The 20,950-nt window shown below is 36.2% G+C and carries 19 protein-coding genes and 1 pseudogene; all 20 read right to left on the bottom strand.

Going from position 1 to position 20,950, the window contains the following annotated elements; genetic code table 11:
• Positions 1-41: 41 nt before the first annotated feature.
• The 20 genes and pseudogenes from BTR42_RS03810 to BTR42_RS03715 all read right to left on the bottom strand — a co-directional run bounded on the left by BTR42_RS03810 (position 42) and on the right by BTR42_RS03715 (position 20,816).
• A complete protein-coding gene (locus BTR42_RS03810; protein ID WP_099046282.1) occupies positions 42-1,526 on the bottom strand; it encodes a peptide MFS transporter in 1,485 nt (494 codons plus the stop codon).
• A 461-nt stretch (positions 1,527-1,987) separates the two neighbouring features.
• Entirely contained in the window at positions 1,988-2,194 is a 207-nt protein-coding gene (locus BTR42_RS03805) for a hypothetical protein (RefSeq protein ID WP_077496478.1), read from the bottom strand.
• Positions 2,195-2,386: 192 nt separating this feature from the next.
• The gene (locus BTR42_RS03800; RefSeq protein WP_009853724.1) at positions 2,387-2,662 is read right to left on the bottom strand and encodes an HU family DNA-binding protein; all 276 of its coding nucleotides are present in this window, start codon (positions 2,660-2,662) and stop codon (positions 2,387-2,389) included.
• Positions 2,663-2,756: 94 nt separating this feature from the next.
• Complete coding sequence (locus tag BTR42_RS03795; RefSeq protein WP_009853723.1) at positions 2,757-3,359, bottom strand: YpmS family protein; 603 nt, start codon at positions 3,357-3,359, stop codon at positions 2,757-2,759.
• On the bottom strand, positions 3,328-4,176 hold the full coding sequence (locus BTR42_RS03790) for an SGNH/GDSL hydrolase family protein (protein WP_077496476.1): 849 nt from the start codon (positions 4,174-4,176) through the stop codon (positions 3,328-3,330). The genes BTR42_RS03795 and BTR42_RS03790 overlap by 32 nt, the downstream gene beginning before the upstream one ends.
• Positions 4,169-5,005 carry a DegV family protein gene (locus tag BTR42_RS03785; protein WP_012961642.1) on the bottom strand — a complete coding sequence of 279 codons (837 nt, stop codon included), beginning with the start codon at positions 5,003-5,005 and terminating at the stop codon, positions 4,169-4,171. Before BTR42_RS03785 ends, BTR42_RS03790 begins: the two co-directional genes overlap by 8 nt.
• Positions 5,006-5,141: 136 nt before the next feature.
• Complete coding sequence (gene recN / locus BTR42_RS03780; protein ID WP_013642836.1) at positions 5,142-6,800, bottom strand: DNA repair protein RecN; 1,659 nt, start codon at positions 6,798-6,800, stop codon at positions 5,142-5,144.
• 13 nt (positions 6,801-6,813) lie between these two features.
• A complete protein-coding gene (locus BTR42_RS03775) occupies positions 6,814-7,284 on the bottom strand; it encodes an arginine repressor (RefSeq protein ID WP_009853719.1) in 471 nt (156 codons plus the stop codon).
• Positions 7,271-8,095, bottom strand: a complete 825-nt coding sequence (locus tag BTR42_RS03770) for a TlyA family RNA methyltransferase (RefSeq protein ID WP_013642835.1) — start codon at positions 8,093-8,095, stop codon at positions 7,271-7,273. Before BTR42_RS03770 ends, BTR42_RS03775 begins: the two co-directional genes overlap by 14 nt.
• Positions 8,088-8,957 carry a polyprenyl synthetase family protein gene (locus BTR42_RS03765; protein WP_077496474.1) on the bottom strand — a complete coding sequence of 290 codons (870 nt, stop codon included), beginning with the start codon at positions 8,955-8,957 and terminating at the stop codon, positions 8,088-8,090. Before BTR42_RS03765 ends, BTR42_RS03770 begins: the two co-directional genes overlap by 8 nt.
• Positions 8,957-9,172, bottom strand: a complete 216-nt coding sequence (locus BTR42_RS03760) for an exodeoxyribonuclease VII small subunit (RefSeq protein WP_003063737.1) — start codon at positions 9,170-9,172, stop codon at positions 8,957-8,959. Before BTR42_RS03760 ends, BTR42_RS03765 begins: the two co-directional genes overlap by 1 nt.
• Positions 9,162-10,490 (bottom strand): exodeoxyribonuclease VII large subunit, encoded by a 1,329-nt coding sequence (gene xseA / locus BTR42_RS03755; RefSeq protein WP_009853716.1) that lies wholly within the window; start codon positions 10,488-10,490, stop codon positions 9,162-9,164. Before xseA ends, BTR42_RS03760 begins: the two co-directional genes overlap by 11 nt.
• A gap of 301 nt (positions 10,491-10,791) precedes the next feature.
• The gene (locus tag BTR42_RS03750; protein WP_012961636.1) at positions 10,792-11,343 is read right to left on the bottom strand and encodes a L,D-transpeptidase; all 552 of its coding nucleotides are present in this window, start codon (positions 11,341-11,343) and stop codon (positions 10,792-10,794) included.
• A 74-nt stretch (positions 11,344-11,417) separates the two neighbouring features.
• A complete protein-coding gene (locus tag BTR42_RS03745) occupies positions 11,418-13,802 on the bottom strand; it encodes a GBS Bsp-like repeat-containing protein (RefSeq protein WP_077496472.1) in 2,385 nt (794 codons plus the stop codon).
• A gap of 33 nt (positions 13,803-13,835) precedes the next feature.
• A complete protein-coding gene (locus BTR42_RS12590) occupies positions 13,836-14,402 on the bottom strand; it encodes an SH3 domain-containing protein (RefSeq protein ID WP_077496470.1) in 567 nt (188 codons plus the stop codon).
• A 171-nt stretch (positions 14,403-14,573) separates the two neighbouring features.
• Positions 14,574-16,616 (bottom strand): GBS Bsp-like repeat-containing protein, encoded by a 2,043-nt coding sequence (locus BTR42_RS03735; RefSeq protein WP_077496468.1) that lies wholly within the window; start codon positions 16,614-16,616, stop codon positions 14,574-14,576.
• A gap of 358 nt (positions 16,617-16,974) precedes the next feature.
• Positions 16,975-18,282 carry a sensor histidine kinase gene (locus tag BTR42_RS03730; protein WP_077496466.1) on the bottom strand — a complete coding sequence of 436 codons (1,308 nt, stop codon included), beginning with the start codon at positions 18,280-18,282 and terminating at the stop codon, positions 16,975-16,977.
• Positions 18,283-18,289: 7 nt separating this feature from the next.
• Positions 18,290-19,017 (bottom strand): annotated as a pseudogene (locus BTR42_RS03725) (response regulator transcription factor).
• A gap of 111 nt (positions 19,018-19,128) precedes the next feature.
• Positions 19,129-19,965: an NAD(P)H-hydrate dehydratase gene (locus tag BTR42_RS03720; RefSeq protein WP_077496464.1), complete on the bottom strand. Its 837-nt coding sequence runs from the start codon at positions 19,963-19,965 to the stop codon at positions 19,129-19,131.
• Complete coding sequence (locus BTR42_RS03715; protein WP_012961632.1) at positions 19,962-20,816, bottom strand: bifunctional methylenetetrahydrofolate dehydrogenase/methenyltetrahydrofolate cyclohydrolase; 855 nt, start codon at positions 20,814-20,816, stop codon at positions 19,962-19,964. The genes BTR42_RS03720 and BTR42_RS03715 overlap by 4 nt, the downstream gene beginning before the upstream one ends.
• Positions 20,817-20,950: the final 134 nt, after the last annotated feature.

Here is a 20,950-nt window from a genome sequence, read left to right as displayed (position 1 = left end):
CCTCAGAAAGATATGAGTTTTGATAATAAGTTATTTCCTATTTAGTCATTACGCATTAAATTCAAGATTGGTTTTTTGACAAGGAATAATACCACACCAATGCCGATACAGATTAAACCTAGAATACCGAAGAATGCTACTTCTGTTCCTTTATTGAAAGATGGTGTAATCAAGGCATTTACTGCTTGTGATGTTGAATCTGCCAAGAACCAAAGAGCAACCATTTGTGATTGGAAAGCAAGCGGTGCAAGGCGAGTTGAAACAGATAGACCTACTGGAGAAATCAACAATTCACCAGACATTTGAACTGCAAACATCACTACCAACCACATGAAGCTCACGCGGCCATGTGTACCGTATAGGATACCTGGCACAGCCATGATGAGGTATGAGATTCCAGTTAACAATAGACCTAAACCAAATTTTGAAACTGCCGATGGTTGACGATCCCCCAATTTATTCCAAAGCCATACAAACGCAGGTGTCAATATCACGATAAATAACGGATTAAGCAACTGATACCAAGAAGGGTCAATATGAATAGTGACGCCTAAAATAGTTGGATTCAGGTTTGAACGTGTTTCACCCCAAACCACAATAACTGTTGAACTTTGTTCTTCGACTAACCAAAAAACAATCGAAGATAAGAACAATGGAAGATATGCCAATAATTGTTTACGTTCAGTACTTGAGACTTTATTTGAGGTAAACATTGTCGCAAAGTAAATAAATGGAATGACAATACCTGCCCATGAAAGAACATTAATGACATTATTAACAAAGTTTGATGGATTTAAACGATAAACGAAGAATCCAGCAATAAGGATAATGACTAAAGCAACACCCAGCTTCACTAACAAACTTTGTTTTTCTTCTTGACTTAATGGGTTAGACGGTTTATTTCCCAATTCTGGGAATTGTTTCATGCGTCCAAACCAATAAACAAACAAAGCAAAAATCATTCCGATTGCAGCAAGCGAGAAGCCTAGGTGGTAATTGATGCTTTCACCAACTGTCCCTACTACAATAGGAGCAAGTAATGAACCAATGTTAATTCCAACGACAAATATGTTAAATCCTGTATCACGACGTGGGTCATCTGCTGCATACAAGTGACCAACCATGTTTGAAATATTGGATTTTAACATCCCTGTTCCTAGAATAATCAAAAAGAGTGATACAAATAGAGATGCCAAGCCGAACGGAATAGCTAGAACAATATGTCCTAGAGTAATAAGAATACCACCGATGAAAATTGTTTGAGAAGCTCCGAGAATACGGTCTGCAAACCATCCACCGATAATTCCTGAAAGATATACAAGTGCACCGTAAATACTAACGATAGCCATTGCTTGAGTTTTAGGAAGTCCTAAACCTGCATTAGGCGCGGTAACAGATGCATACAAATAATAAATCAAAATGGCACGCATGCCATAATACGAGAATCTTTCCCAAAGTTCTGTTTGAAATAATGTAAACAAAGCTTTAGGTTGTCCAAAAAATGTTTTTTCTATTTTTTTACCCATGCATTCCATTATATAAGGAATTTTAGACTTTATCAAGTTAGTTTTTCTGACATCATTTATCACAAATTTCCTAAAAAGCCCATAATATCAAGCATTCTATGTCATAAATTCTCACCAAAAAAATTTTGTTATGTTTTTAATAGTCAGAAAATAGCTATCAAATCATGTTAGCTTTTAACTTTTTTATCAGCAATATCTAACATTCAATGTATTTTTATATTACTGAAGAAAAATTCTTCTTTAACATTATTCTTATATTCTTGATTTTTAATTTTTGAATAGTCGTGATAAAAGCTCCCATAAAATTGACCCAACATCTTAATTATGACCGAGTAAAAAAGTGCCCAATGGACACTACTCACTTTCCTATTTCTAGACAAGTAAAAAAAGCATCAAACGGAACTTACTCGCTTTTCTATTTCTAAGCAAGTGAAAAAAACGTCCAATGGATGCTTTTTTCATCACCAATTGTCCCAGAAGTCATCATCTTCTTTTTGTTGATCTTCTTCGGTTTCTTCCTCTGTCTTTTCTATTTTTCTTTGTTCAATGACCTTGCCGTTTTCATCTACTTTAGGTTTCATCACAAAGCTGTAAGCGATAAACATGATAACTTTCAAAATTGAAAAAAGGCCTAAAAAAATGACAACGATTAATAAGGATTTATCCATAACACACTCTCTTCTGATCTTTCTCTGTTGATTCTGATAGCTAATAAGCTAAGGATTTCATAATTTGATTATACCATAAAACCTTTAACAAGTTCTTTAGAGCTTATGTCCCCAAAATTTGTCCCTCATAACAAAAAAAGAGCCTTATCAGGCTCAACAGATGTTGATATGACAAGGTTCTTTTCTACTTAATTATTTTACAGCGTCTTTAAGTGCTTTACCAGCTTTGAATGCAGGTACTTTTGAAGCTGCAATTTCAATTTCTTCACCAGTTTGTGGGTTACGACCTTTACGAGCTGCGCGTTCGCGAACTTCAAAGTTACCAAAACCGATTAATTGAACTTTTTCGCCTTCAGAAAGGAAGCTTTCGATTGCTGAGAATACTGCATCTACAGCTGCTGCTGAATCTTTTTTAGTAAGCTCAGTTGCTTCTGCAACTTTAGCGATTAAATCTTGTTTGTTAGCCATTTAACAAATCCTCCAATTAATTTCTAAGCGTTAACACTTTAACACGTTCTATGATACCCAAAAATACTTTTTAGGTCAAGTATTAAACGTTTTTTTAGTCGTTTTTCTTGTAAATATCAAAGTTAAATTGGTCTCCGACAAGATCGATAGTTGTCGCTTCCAAATAAATGTCTGCATCGTTCTCCAGATTTTGAATATTAATATTGATTGCTGACTCGTCTGGCAAAACTTCGACAAAACTTGGCAATTTATAACTTGATTTAATGTATTTCAAAACCTCTGATTCAGGCAAGGAAAGTGTGCCAACTGAAAATGATGTAATTTTTAGCTGAACTGCCCCAGAATCAAGACGGCTAGGTTGAAAATAAATATAAAGCGGCACTTCATAGCCTAAAAGGGTGTATGTCCCTTCAAACATTATCGCTGATGATGTGGCATAGACGGTATAAGACATCTGGTCTGTCTGATAATCTTCCAAATAAGCAGCAACAGTTTCGTTTAATTGCTCACGATTTGTTGAAAAAGTCCCAACCTTAACACTATCCGTTTGTTTAGAACTAACGTTCTCAGCCGCTGGTTCCCTCACTTGAATCAAACGACTAGCAATAACGCCAACAAACGCAATATTTATAGCCAAAATGAGGAGAAATCCCCATTTCCACCAATTAATCTTCTTTCCATTCTTCTTTAGTTTCACTGATTTTCTCCATTGTTACATCTGACATGATTTGGTAACCAATATTATTTGGGTGAAAATGGTCACCACTAAAAAGTGCATCGTTAATCACGGTTGTCTGGTCACCAGAAGTTGAAACAATTCCTTCTTCACCATTAATTCCCTTATATAACTCGTCGTTGATAGGCACAAAATAGACATTGTCATACTCTTCGGTGACACTTTCAGTAGCATCATTCCAATTATCAACGATTTCTTGCATTTCCGTCATATCAGGGAAATTGAGGTAAAACGGATTGTAAATACCCAAAATATAAATCGGCAAATCTTCATTATCTGCACGCGCTAATTCAATAATCTGACGCAAGCGTTTCTGATAAGATTTGGCAGGTTTGGTAAAAGATGACACAGATAAACTCGTTAAATTCTTTCGAATAACTGCCATGACATCATTTCCACCAACGGTTAAGGTCATCATATCTGCCTTAGCCAGCGATTTTTGAATATCTGTCTTTTCTTGCATCCGCTGCAAGATTTGCTTGCTGGTATTTCCAGAAACACCATAATTACTATCGGTAACTTGATAATCATAGGTATCCGTTAAACTCTGCGTCAGCAAAGGAACAAAACCACCTTGGTTAGTAGTGTCACCAACTCCTTCCGTCAACGAATCACCAATCGCCACATAATTAAACGGTGTCGCTTCTTGCGCCAAAAAATCTTTCTTTGTTAGCTCTGTATCAGATTTTGGAATCAGCACACTAAAAATAACAATAAACAGAAGAAGGCTTGCTAAAAAGAAAGCAAACCCAGTTAAAATATTCTTTTTCTTACTCATAACGTACCATTACCGCAAAGGCGTTTTCACCAGTATGTGTTTGGATAATTGAACCTGTTTCAAGAACAGCAATCGGAGCTCCTAACACTTGTAACTTTTCCTTAAATCCATTTGCCATATCAGCCGTACCACAGTAAGAAATACCGATTTCTGCTACTTTTTTACCTTTAGCGTATTCAATAAAATTGTCTAGCCACTTATTGAACGTTTTTAGACCACGTCCTTTAATAATTGGATTTAATTCACAATCAACCATTTCCATAACAACTTTAATGTTAAGGAGTGAGCTAATAAGACCAGTCACACGTCCGATACGTCCACCTTTTACCAAATTTTCAAGCGTTGACACACCAATATAAAGTTCAGACTTTTGACGAACTTCTTCAACTTTAGCAATAACTTCTTCTAAGCTGCCACCTTCTTGAGCCAATTTTGCAGCTTGAACAACTTGGAATTTTTGACATTGATCTGTAAAGGTTGAGTCAATAACGGTAACGTCAGCACCTGCTAGATTAGCCCCTTGACGTGCTGCTTCGACTGTCCCTGAAAGTGTATGTGTGATATGAATGGAAACAATATGCTCAGCACCATTTTTCATCAAGTTTTCATAAACTTCTGCAAAAACGCCTACTGGCGGCTGACTTGTTTTTGGCAATTCCTTACTGTTTCGCATCATGTTAAGGAATTTTCCTTCTTCTTTCAAATCACTATCTGAATACACGACACCATCAATCATGACCGATAACGGGATAACAGTAATATCATATTTTTCAACCAATTCAGGTTCAATAGTTAAAGAGGAATCCGTAACAATTTTAATTTTACTCATTTTCTATCCTATCATACTTTCAATACTTGTATCTAAATTTTATTCTAACATTAATTATACCAAATTTTTAAAACTTAGGGGACATTTTATCAGAGAAAGTCTAATTGCACAAAAAAGAAGCCTTGCGGCTTCAATTTTATTTCTTCAAAAGTTCGCGAGCTTGTTCACGCGCCATTTCGGTAATATCGCTACCAGCAAGCATTTTAGCGATTTCTTCCACCCGTTCTTCTTCGGTCAACAAGCGAACCGTTGAAACAGTCGTATTTTCATCACTGCGTTTTTCGATAAAGAACTGATAATCAGCAATAGCAATCACTTGTGGCAAATGCGATATTGCCAAGACTTGTCCGTTACTTCCGATTTTATAGATTTTTTGAGCAATAGCTTGCGCAACGCGACCAGATACACCAGTATCCACTTCGTCAAAGACGATACTTGTCTTGTCCTCTTTACGTGAAAATGCCGATTTAATAGCCAACATCAAGCGAGAAATTTCGCCGCCAGACGCAACTTTAACGAGTGGTTTGAAGCCTTCACCAGGGTTTGTTGAAATGTAAAATTCAACAGCTTCATTGCCATCACGATTGAATTTCCCTTTGGTGAATTGGACTTGAAAATCAGCCTTTTCCATGTACAAATCAGCCAATTCTTGCTTGATTTCAGCTTCCAAATCTTTAGCCAAGGCATGACGTTCTTGACTGAGTTCTTCAGCAGCAACAATCAATTCTTTTTCCAAGCGTTTAAGGGCTTTTTCCATATCATCAGATGACTCATCACTTCCAGTCAAAAGATTGTATTCCTTGGTGATATTATCATAATACTCTAAAACATCATCAACACTACCGCCATATTTGCGTGTAATGCTATAAATCACCTCTAGGCGCGCTTCGATTTGTTGCAAACTTCCCGCATCAAAATCAAGGTCATCAATGACATCACCTAGGTGTTTCGTTACTTCTTCTAAGATATAGTAAGCTTCTGAAACGTTGGCTGACATTTCTTTATAGTCAGCATCAAATTCTTCGAGCGTCATCAAATCATTCATGGCTGAACGAATGTTAGACAGACTTGAAAATTCTTCGTCATCAAGCATGACATAAGCATTGGTCAACGTATCTGCAATGTTTTTATGATTAAGCAATTTATCACGTTTTTGGTTGAGTGCTTGGTCCTCACCAGCTTTCAAGGCTGCCGCTTCAATCTCTGCTATCTGAAATTCTAGCATTTCAATACGCGCTTTATGCTCTTGTTCATTTTTTTGCTTGGTCACGACACGCTTACGCAATTGACGATAGCTTTCAAAAAGCTCTTGATAATGTTTTTTGACATCAGCAAACTGTTCATTACCAAATTCATCCAACATCCGAATGTGCATATTTGGCTTCATCAATTCTTCTTGGTCATGCTGCCCATGAATATCAACGAGATACTGCCCAACAGCACGTAACGTTGTCAGATTCACCATTTGTCCGTTGATACGACCGATAGAACGACCATTTTGCAGAATGTCACGGCGAATAATCAATTCTTCTGTCACATCAATGCCATTTTCTTCCAAAATCTGTGTGAGCGCAGGATTTTCACCAACCGAAAAAAGCCCTTCAATTTCAGCCTTGTTAGCCCCATGACGAATAACGTCAAGACTAGCCCGCGCCCCCAACATGAGGTTCATGGCATCAATAATAATCGATTTCCCCGCTCCAGTTTCCCCTGTCAAAACCGTCATACCATTTTCAAAAGTGAGCGAGATTTCTTCGATAATGGCAAAATTTTTAATGGAAATTTCTAAAAGCATTGGGTGACCTCCCTTAGTTACGGTCTTTCATCCATTTAAGCACTTCTTGGCGGATTGCTGCTGCTCCTTCAGCTGTTTTGGCAACTACTAACAAACTATCATCATCAGCAATAATACTGAAAATCACATCTTTAAAATCTTCCAACAAGAAGCGTTTAATCAAACGGCTGTTTCCTGGAATCACATCAAGATTAATCATGTTTTCAAGTCCTGCTGTTTCTTCTGAAATCGCAAGAACAGTGCTTTTAATTGGCACAGAAACTTGACCAACTTTTTTAGTTTTATCTTTTGAAAGCCCATAAATATAAGGACCTTCAGGTGACGGTACTTTGATGATACCAATTTCATTCATGTCACGTGAAACAGTAGCTTGCGTTAATGTCAAACCTTCTGCTTCAAGCAATTTCAGCAAATCATGCTGTGTCTCAACAGCATTTTCAGCAACAATTTTTTTGATTAATTCTAAACGTTCACTCTTTTTCATCTTTAAATTCCTTATGTGCCTTTTCTACAATTTCTGGAATCATGGCAGTCACTAAATTTTGAGCGTCAGCTGATTTTTCCAAATGAGCCAAAAATTCAATGTTACCATGTCCACCTTGAATCGGTGAAAAATCAAGCCCTTTAACTGTAAATCCGTAATTTAGAGCAAAATCTGTCACATTTTCCAAAACTTTTTGATGAACAGCTTTATCACGAACGATTCCATTTTTACCAATCTGCTCACGTCCTGCTTCGAATTGTGGTTTGATAAGAGCCACAACTTGACCATTATCAGCTAAAATATTGTGAAGCGCTGGCAAAATCAAATTCAAAGAGATAAAGCTAACGTCGATACTAGCAAAAGTCGGTTGACCTTCTGTAAAATCCGCCAATTCGGCATAGCGGAAATTATACTGCTCCATGCTACGAACACGTTCATCCTGACGAAGTTTCCAAACCAATTGATTGGTACCAACATCAACCGCATAGACAAGTTTTGCCCCATTTTGAAGCATCACATCGGTAAAACCACCTGTTGAAGCACCGATGTCGATTGTCGTTTGACCGTCAACAGAAATCTCAAAAACTTGTAAAGCTTTTTCCAATTTCAGTCCACCACGGCTAACGTATTTTAATTTTTCACCTTTGAGCTTTAGCTCCGTCCCGTCGTCAATCTTCTCACCTGGTTTGTCATAGCGCTCACCATTAATCACATTGACAACCAAACCTGCCATGACACCACGTTTTGCTTGTTCACGTGTTTCAAAAAGCCCTTGTTTATAGGCAAGCACATCAACTCTTTCCTTAGGCATTTAGTCGCAACCTTTCTATCATTTCAGTGATTTTTCCTGCATTAAACGCTTGTGTTTCCGAAAGTTTTTGGAAAATAGCTAGCGCTTGGTCGATTGATTGATTCAAAATGTCATATGATTTTTCTAAACCAAGCAAGCTTGGATAAGTCGCCTTATCAGCAAGCAAATCTTTTTTCGGCGTTTTTCCAAGTTCTTCAAACGTTGCTGTCACATCTAAAATATCATCACGAACTTGGAAAGCTAACCCAACCAAGCTACCAGCTTCGCGCAATGACTTTAAATCATCAGCTGCTAAATTCGCAACAATTCCTGCCGCCACAACTGGGAAGGTCAATAATTTTCCTGTTTTATTTGCATGAATCATTTGCAATTCTGAAAGATTAAGCTTACGCTCTTCGCCTTTCATATCAAGCATTTGTCCACCAACCATGCCATAAGTGCCTGAAGCTTGTGATAATTCTGCAATCAAACAAACTTTGGTACCAGCTGATAGCGCAGCATTTGCCACCAAACCAAATGGGTCTAAAAAGAGGCTATCTCCTGCTAAAATCGCCGTTGCTTCATCAAATTTTTTGTGGTTAGTTAAACGCCCACGACGATAATCATCATCGTCCATTGCTGGCAAATCATCATGAATCAAACTACCTGTATGAATCATTTCAAGAGCAGCTGCCACATCAAAATGACCTTCTGTCAACTCGATCCCAAAACCTTCCAGAATTTCTAAGAAAATCAAGGGACGGATACGTTTTCCGCCTGCCTCCACAGAATAAAGAATCGCTTCAATTAACTCTGGCGAAACAACATCTGACTGTGCATAATAACGTCGAATTGCCTGATTGATTTCGTTTAATTTATCCATTAGGCATCCATTTCCGTTTCTGTTCCGTCAGCCTGCATCACTTTGACAAGTGTTTTTTCAGCAGATTCTAACGTTTTTTGAAGCTCTTTTGATAACACCATGCCTTTTTGAAATTCTGCGATAGCATCTTCCAAAGCGACATCACCATTTTCAAGTTTGGTAACAATAGCTTCTAAATCTTGTAAATTTTCTTCAAATGTTTTTTTATTTGGCATCTTTTACCTCCACTTCAAGCTGACCGTCTTTTAGTCGAACAGTCAATTGGTCGCCTACTGTAACATCTGTCACGCTTGAGATAATTTCTTCGTTTTTTTGTACCATGGCATAGCCTCTGGCAATAATTCGACTAGTATCCAAAGACAGCAAAGCATCTTGTGCCTTTTCAAATCGTGCTAACTTACTATCATATTGGCTGGTCATGTTAGATATTAAAAGGCGTTGAAAAGCTTCTAAACGCTCTTGATAACGTCGAATATCACTTCCTAAGTCAACAGCCAAAAGACGTTGATTTAGCAGTTGTTGCCGTTGACTAGCCTGATTAAATTGAGTTTGCATAGTGTTCGTCAACTGAGTTGTCAAACGATCCAATTTTTGAACATATCCGTCGTATAATCGCTCAGGTTGTCTAAAAATAACGGATTTTGCTAGTTTATCCAAACGTTCTTGTTTTTGTTTAATCACGCGCAAACTAGCTTGATAAGCCCTATTTTGGCGCTCCGCAATCCAAGAAATAATATCAGCTTTCGTTACTGGCGTTGCTAATTCAGCGGCTGCTGTTGGCGTTGCCGCTCTACGGTCAGCCACATAATCTGCCAAAGTCGTATCAGTTTCATGTCCGACACTTGAAATAACTGGCAAACGTGATTCAAAAATGGCTTGAACAACGATTTCCTCATTGAACGCCCAGAGATCCTCAATCGAACCTCCCCCACGACCGATAATCAAAAGGTCAAGATCATCCCGCTCATTAGCTTTGGCAATATTTGCAGCTACTTCTTGACTAGCGCCTTCACCTTGAACTTTTGTTGGAAAAAGAAGGATTTCAACCCCTGGAAAACGTCGTGAAACGGTCGTGATAATATCACGAATGACCGCTCCGCTTGGACTGGTAACAACACCAATTTTCTTAACAAATTGTGGTAATTGACGCTTATGTCGCTCATCAAAATAACCAGCTTCTGCTAATTTTTTCTTCAATTGTTCAAACTGAATCGCTAAGGCACCAATTCCATCTGGCTCAGCTTTTTCAATAATAATCGAATAAGAACCACTTGGTTCATAAAGTTGGACACGACCAACAACATTGATTTTCATGCCTTCTTCCAGCTCAAAACCAAGTTTTTTAAAGGTTCCTGCCCACATCGTCGCTTGAATCACCGCATTTTCATCTTTCAACGAAAAATATTGATGCGTTGGACGACGACGAAAATTGGAGACCTGACCTGTCAAATAAACTCGCTCCAAATAAGGGTCACGATCAAATTTTAATTTAAGGTATTTAGTCAAACTCGAGACACTTAAATAATCCGACATAGCAGGCTCCTTTCCATAAAATTCCGTACATTAGACAATTTTTGCATATCAAAATAATTATATCAAAAAAACTAAAATATTGATACAATGCGTTATCGCGCCCACTCTTCACTTTCTTATTTTAAGATTTTTGGATTTTAAAAAAACTATCCAGTGGATAGTTTTTTTCTCTAACAATAATCAGTCCTTTTACAGAAACTTGATCTTCTAGCGAGTCTTGTTACCAACTTAAAACAGTCAGTTTTACTTCCACCTCCTGAAAGCCTGACCTATAATTTTAGAAAATTTTATATTGCCAATATCAATGAATGCTAACGATAACTCCCTCAGAGATGTTCTCGTAAAACCATTTGGCATCTTCTTTTGACATTCTGACACACCCGTGAGAACAAGGTGTTCCTAATTTTTCAGCTTCTTCTTTAATTTCATTTCCGTTACAATCCGTTGGCACACTGTGAAAGAGATACGTTCCATGGTCTTTAAAAGACACCCAGTAATAAGCTCCCTCACTAGATTCTTCATTGTAGAAAAAATCACCACGTTCAGCTTCAATGGCAAATTTTCCTGTCGGCGTCGGACTATCTTTAGCACCTGTCGAAACGGTCGTCTTAAATATTACTTGATTTCCAGAATAAATAATCATCTTCTGTTGCTTAATCGAAACAAGAATACTCACATTGCTGTAATTTGCCAAATTAGGATAAACTTTCTTTTCGTTCTTCTCTTGAATCTGTACTTCTTGCTGCCTTGGCTGAATAGCTTTATTAATATTTCGATAAAGACAATAGCTAAGAATGATAAAGCACAAAGCTAAAAATAAAACAGTAATCCTTTTTGAAAACTTCTTTTGCATCTCTCTTCCCTAAAATAATGCTCCCACTAGAAAATCATTTCCAAGTAGGAGCAATATCTCTAAACTTAACAATTCTAATTAATCAATACATAACGTCTCAAGCCACCATAACTAACATAAGAAATCCATTGATGACCGTCAGCACTAAACGCTTGGTCGTAGCGGATTTGATACCCTTTATCCAAGGTAAACTCGGTTGGCGCTGATACTTTTGGTTGACTTTTCACTTCTTTTGGACTTGTAAAAACATATGTTCCACTTTGTGGCATAGCTGGCGCTGGTTGAGCTTTAGGAGCCTCAACAGTCGTGCGAGTTGCTGAAACACCTTTTAATGAACCATCATTTTGCTCATAGTAAAGATGAACATTATACTCACCAGAATTATTTTTATGGTCTTTAACATTAACAGCTACCTTATAAGTGCCATCATTTTGTTTTGTCGCATTATACCAGATAATATCATCTTGCCCACCTTGCGTTGACCAAACTGGCACTTTCACCGTTTTCACTCCATTAGGATTTGAAACTTCCGAAATAATGACATCAAATCCTTGTGGTGATTGGTTGGTAATCGCCAATTGACCAGAAAGCTTAGCTTCCGCTACTGTTGTTTTGGTGCCAAGTACGCCACGCATTTTGCCGTCTGTTTCTTGGTAATAGAGGTGAACATTGTAATCACCACGCTCGTTTTTGTGCTCAGACAATTTCACGTTAACTTTATAGATGCCGTCACTTTGTTTCACGGCGTCGTACCAAATGATGTCATCTTGGTCATTCTTTACCGTCCAAACGGGAACTTTCACAGCTTTAATGCCATTACTATCTGAAACGTCTGACACGATAACATCAAAGTCTCCATTAGCGTGGCTTTGAATATCGACTTTGCCAGTAACACTTGTTTTAGCTTCCGCTACTGTTGTTTTTGTACCCAGCACGCCACGCATTTTGCCATCTGGTTCTTGGTAATACAAATGAACATTGTAATCACTGCGTTCGTTTTTGTGCTCAGACAATTTGACATTGACCTTGTAAGTACCATCTGACTGTTTCACGGCGTCATACCAGATGATGTCATCTTGGTCATTTTTTACCGTCCAGACTGGCACTTTCACAGCTTTAATACCATTGCTATCTGAAACGTCCGACACAATAACATCAAAGTCTCCGTTAGTGTGGTTTTGAATATCGACTTTGCCAGTTGGAGCTTGTGTTTTTAGCGTAGCAATTGGAATATAGCGACGTACCCCACCGTAGCTGACATAAGAAATCCATTGGTGATTGTCGGCTTCTAAAACCTTATCGTAGTAACCAAGTTTAAATCCTTTTTCAAAGGTAAATTCAGTCGGCGCTGACATTTTAGGTTCATTTTTCACTTCGACAACTTCGTTAAAGGTATAAGAACCTTGTTCTGGAATATTTTGCGCACCAGTTGTTTTCTCTGGAACAGTAACCTTTTTACCCTCGATACCTTGCATTTTCCCACTTTGTTCAAGGTAATAGAGGTGCACATTATAATTGCCAGTCTCGCCTTTGTGTTCAGCAGTTTTGACAATAACTTTGTAATCGCCATTAGTCTGTTTCACACCGTCATACCAGATAATATCATCTTGGTCATTTTTATCTGTCCAGACTGGAACTTTTACCGCCTTTACACCTTTAGGATCTGAAACATTTGTCACAAGAACTTCAAAACCTTGGCTACTAACATTCTGAATATTAATAGAGCCAGACAATTTTTGAACAACTGTTGGTGTCAATTTCTGAATAGCAGCATAACGACGTTGACCTGAATAAGATTTATAAGAAATCCATTGGTAGCCATCTTCGCTCAAAACTTGGTCGTAAAAAATGCGGTCGCCAACATTGGCATAAAAAGCAACTGGTGCAGAAGCTTTCGGTGTATTTTTGACTTCCGTCTGTTTGGTATAAGTGTAATAGCCTTGATTAGGTAGGCTATTAGCTGTTACAGGAATTTTTGATTCTTCAAAAACACGCGCTTGATTTGTTTGAACATTTTTGCTCGCTTGCGCTACATTTATAGTAACAACCTCATTTTCGTTTGATTCAACCTCACGTGCTTCAGATGTCTCAGTGGCATTACTTTCTTCTACTTGCTCTTCTTTCGCAACATCAGCAGTTTCTTCTGGCTGATTTTCATTTGCTACTTGACTAACGGCTTGCTCATCAGTTTCATCAGAAGTGACTGCTTCAGTATTTTCATCTTCTGTTGTGACATCTGCTTGAACATTAGATTCACTAATAGCAGACGAATTCTCACTTTCTTCTTGAACATCTGTTACTAGCTCCGTTGAAATAGCATCCGCCGACACCACATCATCAGCAGCAACAGTTTGTCCTCCCATAACTAGCACACTTGCGATTAAAACAGAAGCAACCCCAACACTATATTTGCGGATACCAAAACGTTGCTCCTCACAACCAAATATACTTTTTTTCATAATTTCTTCACCTTCCCAAACTCAATCATTTAATTAATGATTAATATCTGAATAAGCAATGTAGTAACGTTGGCCTTCGTATGAAACATAACTATACCACCACTCACCATTTTCACTGAAATACTTATCAAATTCAATGTTTCCAGTAGAAAAAATATCAACCGCCTCACTTGATTTGTCGGGTTGTGAATAAATTGGTGTCGCTTGACTTAATTCAAGTGTTCCAGAATTAACCACTGCTCCCCCACTATTCTCAACACTGGATGATGTAGACTGCTCAGAATTTGTAGTGTTATTCTCGTTCCGAGATAATACAGAAGAACCTTGAGTATTTAAAGAATCTGAACTTTGAGCTTCTCCACTCTCAGCAACTGAACTGTCATTACTACTATCTTGGCTATTGGGTGCTGAAATTGATGAACTCAACTCTGTGCTTGATGAATTTTTAGTCACTTTCTTTTTCTTTGTGCTACTCTTGCTTACTTGTGTTACTTTTGAATGGCTTGTGCTAACTTGAGATGACTTTTCCTTTTTTGAACAAGCTCCAAGTAACAAGACTGAGCAGAGTAATATTACAGTTATTTTACAACTCTTTCTCATAAAAAAATCTCCTAGACATTTTTCATAAAACAGTGACAACAGCTGATTTTATAGCTAAAATCATCACCATTAATTATTAGAATCGGCCAATTCTGAAAAATATTATAAAGTATATATCTGTAAAAGTCAATACAAAAATGTAATATTTGTAACATTTTTGAAATATTTAATCTACGTAATACTAATATAACGACGACTTCCCGTATAAGATACATAACTAATCCAATAATGACCATCAGAAAAAAGAACTTTATCATAATAGACCTTATTTCCTGCATCATAATACGCAATTTCAGGTGATGACATTTTAGGTTCTGATTTTATACTTGCACGACTACTAAATGTATAGTTTCCTTTATCTGGGATTGAAGGTCGTGAAATAAAATGAACATCTGTTTTCGTTCCACCAACTCCAATCATTTTACCGTCATTTTGAACATAGTATAAGTGAACATTGTATTGTCCTTGACTATTTTTGTGATTACTTGCCTTCACAGAAACTTTATAGGTGTTATCACTTTGTTTGCTAGCAGTATACCAGATAATATCATCTTGACCATTCTCTTCTGACCAAATTGGAACTTTGACTTCTTTCACTCCATTTTTATTAAAAACATTAGAGATAATAACATCAAATGTACCTGTTTGATTGTTTTTATTTTTAATTGCAATGTCACCTGTTGGTCCATTATCAACTACTTCTTTTATTTCAATTTGTGTACCGTCAACTCCTAAAAATTTACCATTATTAGTTGCGTAATAAAGATGAATATTATACGTTCCTCTATCATTTTTATGATCGCTAATCTTTACAGAAACTTTATAGGTACTATCATTTTGTTTGGTAGCAGTATACCAGATAATATCGTCTTGACCATTTTTTTCTGACCAAACTGGAACTCTAATTTCTTTTAATCCATTTGGGCAAAGGACATCTTCAATTATTACACTAAATGTTCCTGTTTTATCATCTTGATTTGTAATTTTTAGCTTACCAGTAGGATTTTCACTTTTTCCATCTGTAATATTTGTCTGCGTTCCACCAATACCAATTTGTTGACCATTACTCAAGACGTAATATAAGTGAATATTATATGTACCTCTATCATTCTTATGATCACTGATTTTTACCGATGTCTTATATGTGCCATTTCCTTGTTTTTGAGCTCTATACCAAATGATATCATCTTGGTCATTCTGTGCTGACCAAATCGGAAGTTGAACTTCACGTATCTCATAGTTACTTGAGGCATCTGTTACAATAACATCAAAAGTTCCAGCTTTGTCATTTTGGTTTTGGATTTCGATTTTTCCTTTTACCACTGGCTTTTCAGGTTCTGATTTTAAATCTTTAAAATGAATAAAGCCAGCATAACTACTGATTGGCATAGTCCTAGTGTGATATGCATAATCCCAATTCCAATTGTATTCTTCAACAACAACACTATTACCGTTGACCGCCGCTACCCAAGCTACATGTCCATATGTTCCTTCAGTTGACCAAGCTACCGCACCAACCGCTGGTTTTTTATTTACTAAATATCCCTGACTTTGTGCTTTTCTTCCCCATTCTCCAGCATTTCCTAAATTTTTAGGAATTTCAAATTTATTGATATTTCGTAGTCGATATGCAACAAATGATGTACAGGTAGATTTTGTATATCCCCATGTATCCTGTCCACCTCCACTGCCTTTCCAACCAGAAGGATAATCATCTCCCACCACACCTGACTTACCAGAATTCAATGAAGCTGATAACATTTTCTCTGTATAGTAAACAGTGTTCTCTTGAATTGATAAAGTTACACTTTGTACTTCGTCACTTTCAAACTCGTTCATTTTATCACTAGATTCCGCTTCATCATTAATGTTATTTACTTCATCAATATCACAACCTGCTGAATCATCAATATTTACATTCGTATTAGCTTCTGTGGTCTCAACAATATTTTCTTCAGAATCATTATTTTCTTCAATTTCATCACTGAAAAAATCATTATTACTTTGATTTAAATCAGATATAGAATCTTGATTTTGAACATTTGATAGAATAACATTATCTTCTGTCAAATGTGATGAAACAGCTTCCTCTTCTGCGCTAACATTTGCTCCACCTAATAATAGTGTAATCCCTAGAAGAACTGACACTACACCACATGAACATTTTCTAATTGAAAAGCGCTGCGAACAATGGTCAAAAATTGACTTTTTCATAGTTATATGTCTCCTTAAACTTTAAATATTATGCTCTTTTTTAGCACAACGGAATCTATATTATCATGAGAATATAGATCAAAATCATAATTGTCATAATATGTGCTTTTTTAGTCATTTTCTAAATCATTTATCAAAAATGATTAAATACATACTTTTTATGACAAAACATTATATTTTTCGTTTTTTTGTTATATACTGTGATTAAAGCAACAGATATACGGAGGTAAAAATGAACGGATTTGATTTTTGGAAAATCATACATAATATCTTAGCTAAAGTAATTATTTTTTAAACTTTCAATTTTCAACAACAAAAAATACCATCATATTCTTGAGTTGAGAATATGATGGTATTTTTATTTCATTTTTAATGTCTGTTTAAATATATGGTGACTACTTTGTGTCTGCAAAGTAACATTTGGATAATTATCTAAAATATGAATGACATTAGATAACCCAATTCCTCTATCTGTTCCCTTAGTAGAAAAACCATACGAATAAATTTGTGAAATGTCTATTTTTTCTTTCAAAGTTGTATTCTCCACTATCAACGCATCTTCTTCACCAGCAATCAAAGCAACTGTAATACTATGATTAGAATCTGGTTGAACACCTTCAATGGCATTATCAATTAATATTGATAAAATAGTCACAAAATCAAGTAAATCAATTTTAGGATTAACAAAAGAATCTCCAACTTCGATATTTATATTAATTCCTTTATCTTGAGCTTCTAGTACTTTAGCAGACAAAACACTTTTTATTGCTTCATTTTCTACATTTATTAAATTAGTTATATTATATCTATTTCCTTGAATTCGTTGACCAGATTTGGCTAATACTTTTTGATAAACGTCCGAAATGGCATCAATATCTCTATTATCTATCCCTGTCTTTATACTCGAAAGAATATTAACATAGTCATGACGAAAGTTTTTTATCTCTTTATATAAATGCTCAATCTGCTTATTATAGTTAGATAAATCAGCCAATTGTCTATCTTTTTGTTCTAAAACTTCTTGTTCAAGTTTTTCTTTACAAGTACCATTTATATAAATCAACATCATAAAGAATAAAATCAGGTAAATACCCACCAATAGCTTTCTGTAACTCAAAAAAGAATTAAAATTAACATCAAAAATCATTAAAAGTTGTAAGATACAAAAATATACAACCATAGTGATATCAACAAGCCATAAAAATGGATTAAAATTTTGCTTTTTTAAACTTTTTTGCAGGCAACTAAAATCAACTTTTAAAACTCTTATAAGTAAGTAATAGATAGGATAGATTAATAGTTCAACAATAAAAAGCAATATGTAATTATTACTAACGATATCAAATGAGATACCAAACAGCGGAAAAATAAAATGAGTGAATAACTTACTAAATAGACTTTCAATAATTATCGGATAAAATCCATAAAAAATATCTAACAGTCTATTTTGATAATAATTTTTATAAAGTGAATAGATTACTAAAAAAAGCAGCGATCCAAAATATCCTAAAATAGGAATTATCAAAAATAGTATTCTAAAAATAAGAGGGATTATTATAAACCACCGCTTTTGAAATTTTATCCCAGAAATTTGTTGATACAACAACAAATAGAGAATAATCATCACCCAAAAATGTACTTCACTACAAATTATTTCAATGCTCATAGAACTCCTAAATTTTCATTTTTTCAATTAATTTTTTCTGTTTTAATTTTGCAACTAAACATGTATCATTAGTTTCGAAATAGACCATTCCAGTTTCTTTATCAATTTTTGTGACATTTTCAGGATTAACAACAAAGGATTTATGACATTTAAAAAGTCTTTCATCTGCTTTTACAATTTGTGACAATCGTGCATAAAATTCTATACGTTCATCTTTAGTGTGTAAAATAACTTTATGAATCGTTGGTGAAGTTTCAAAGTACAAAATTTTATGAAAGGGAACCTGAATTGCTGCTAAAGATGTCTCAAAACTAAATGAATCTTCTTGTACACTCTTTCCTCTATTCTCCACAGTCACCACGATTGCCGACTCGACATGCTCCAAATATTCTTCTTCCGATAAAGATTTATCAATAAAATCAAGAGCTGCAACTTTATATTGAAATGTTACAGGTAAAAATTCAGAGTGCGTCGTTGTAAAAACAATTGTTGCATTTGGATCTCTTTGACGAATTTGACTAGCAATTTCAAATCCCTTTTTGGTATCGTTTCCAATCTGAATATCTAAAAAGAATAGTTGATGAGCTCCACTATGGCATCTAATAACTGTTGAGGTTTACCAAAAATATTGATAGAACGGCATTTTAAAGAATTGCGTTTTAAAGCAATATTAATGGCATTTTCAATACGAGATTGCTGTAAAAAATCATCTTCCAAAACAAAAATAGTTAACATAATAAAACTCCCTATTCCCTACAATAAATATGTAACAAATACTATTATAAAATCAAAAAATAGCCTTTACTTAACATTGTCATAATCGGTCATTAATTAATCATAATCACTTTATCTCTCCGAGAGTTCTTTCATGATACGGGGGAGTTCTGCGCTAATTGTCGTTGGTAAAACAACATAGGCTTGGTCACTGAGTTGGTCAGCGATGTAGGAATGTAGGTACGTTGCTGTGGCAACACTGCTAAAGAGATTATCTTTAAACTGGGCGACAAAGCCTGCAATCATGCCACAAAGCGTATCTCCCATACCACCTGTCGCTTGGTAAGGACCGCCAACAGTTAGCTCGCCGACTTGATTTCCTTGAATGATTTTAGTCTGATGACTTTTAGCCACTAAGACGGTCTTTTCTGGAAATTCTTGCAGAGCTGCTTTGGTGTTTTCGATTGTCTGGTTCGAAATAGCGATTCCTGATAATCTTTCCCATTCTTTTTGATGCGGTGTCAATATGAGATGATTCGTTTTAACTGTGATTGGCTTAGCTTTTGCCAATAAATTCAAAGCGGAGCCGTCAATAATCAAAATCTGGTGTTCAGAAATATGCTCAAAAACCATTTGAAACACGGTTTCTGCTTTGCTATTTTCCCCTAAACCAGGACCAATCAAAACGACATCAGCCTTGGTCAAATTTTCATAAAATAGCTCCTTATCATCACAATCAAAAGCCATAGCTTCTGGAAGATGGCTGTGAAGAGCTGCGATATTGTCACGCTCAGTCGACACAGTCACTAATCCAGCACCACTTTTAACCGTGGCTAAGGCGCTCATGATAATCGCTCCACCATAAGGGTAAAATCCACCAATTAAAAGAACACGACCGTATGTTCCTTTGTGAGAATGTGGCTGGCGATTTGTAATCACTTGACGCACCAATAATTCATTAATAATCATGCTTTCACACTTCTAAGGGCAGATTGATACGTTTGTTCCATAAGCATTGTAATGGTCATTGGACCAACGCCACCAGGTACTGGTGTGATAAAACTTGCGAGTGGTTCAACTTCGTCAAATTTAACATCTCCAATGAGCTTACCATTGTCATCACGGTTCATACCGACATCAATAACCACTGCCCCTTCTTTCACAAATTCTTTGGTTACAAAATGTCCTTGACCGATTGCCACGATTAAAACATCAGCTTGTTTTGTCACGCGCGCCAAATGACGTGTACGAGAGTGCGCCAAGGTAACCGTTGCATTTTTGTCCAATAATAGCTGCGCCATTGGTTTTCCGACGATATTTGAACGACCAATGATGACAGCTGTTTTACCTTCTAAATCAATGTCATACTCACGAAGCAATTCCATAATGCCAGCTGGCGTACACGGTACCATGACAGGACGTCCATTCCAAAGGTGTCCTGTGTTGATTGGGTGGAAACCATCTACGTCTTTTTTAGGGTCAATTGCTAGAATCACACGCTTATCATTAATGTGTGCAGGAAGTGGCAATTGCACCAAAATACCGTGAAAACGGTCATCTTCGTTATATTGTTCAATCACTTGAATCAATTCTTCTTCACTGATTGATTCTGAAAGGCGAACAGTTTCACTTAAAAATCCTGCTTTCTTAGCAGAACGTTCTTTATTGCGGACATAAACTTGACTAGCTGGGTCATCACCAACAAGAATAACGACCAAACCAGGCACAACGCCCGTCTCAGCTTTTAATTTTTCAACTTTTTCAACTAATTCAGTCTGTTTTTTGACGGCTAAAGCTTTTCCATCTATAATTGTTGCCATATCATTCTCCCAAATTGTATTTCTTCCATTATACCAGAAAACAGCACTATATTCTATTTTTCAGAAAATTCTTTAAAATATTATTGATACTGTCTTTTATACCTACAAAAAGCTTGCCCAAAATGAGCAAGCTT

Origin of the sequence: Streptococcus gallolyticus subsp. gallolyticus DSM 16831, assembly GCF_002000985.1 — a bacterium.
Classification (GTDB): Bacteria; Bacillota; Bacilli; order Lactobacillales; family Streptococcaceae; genus Streptococcus; species Streptococcus gallolyticus.
Note: the sequence above shows the minus strand (reverse complement) of the source record. Positions and strands in the feature narration are given on the sequence as shown.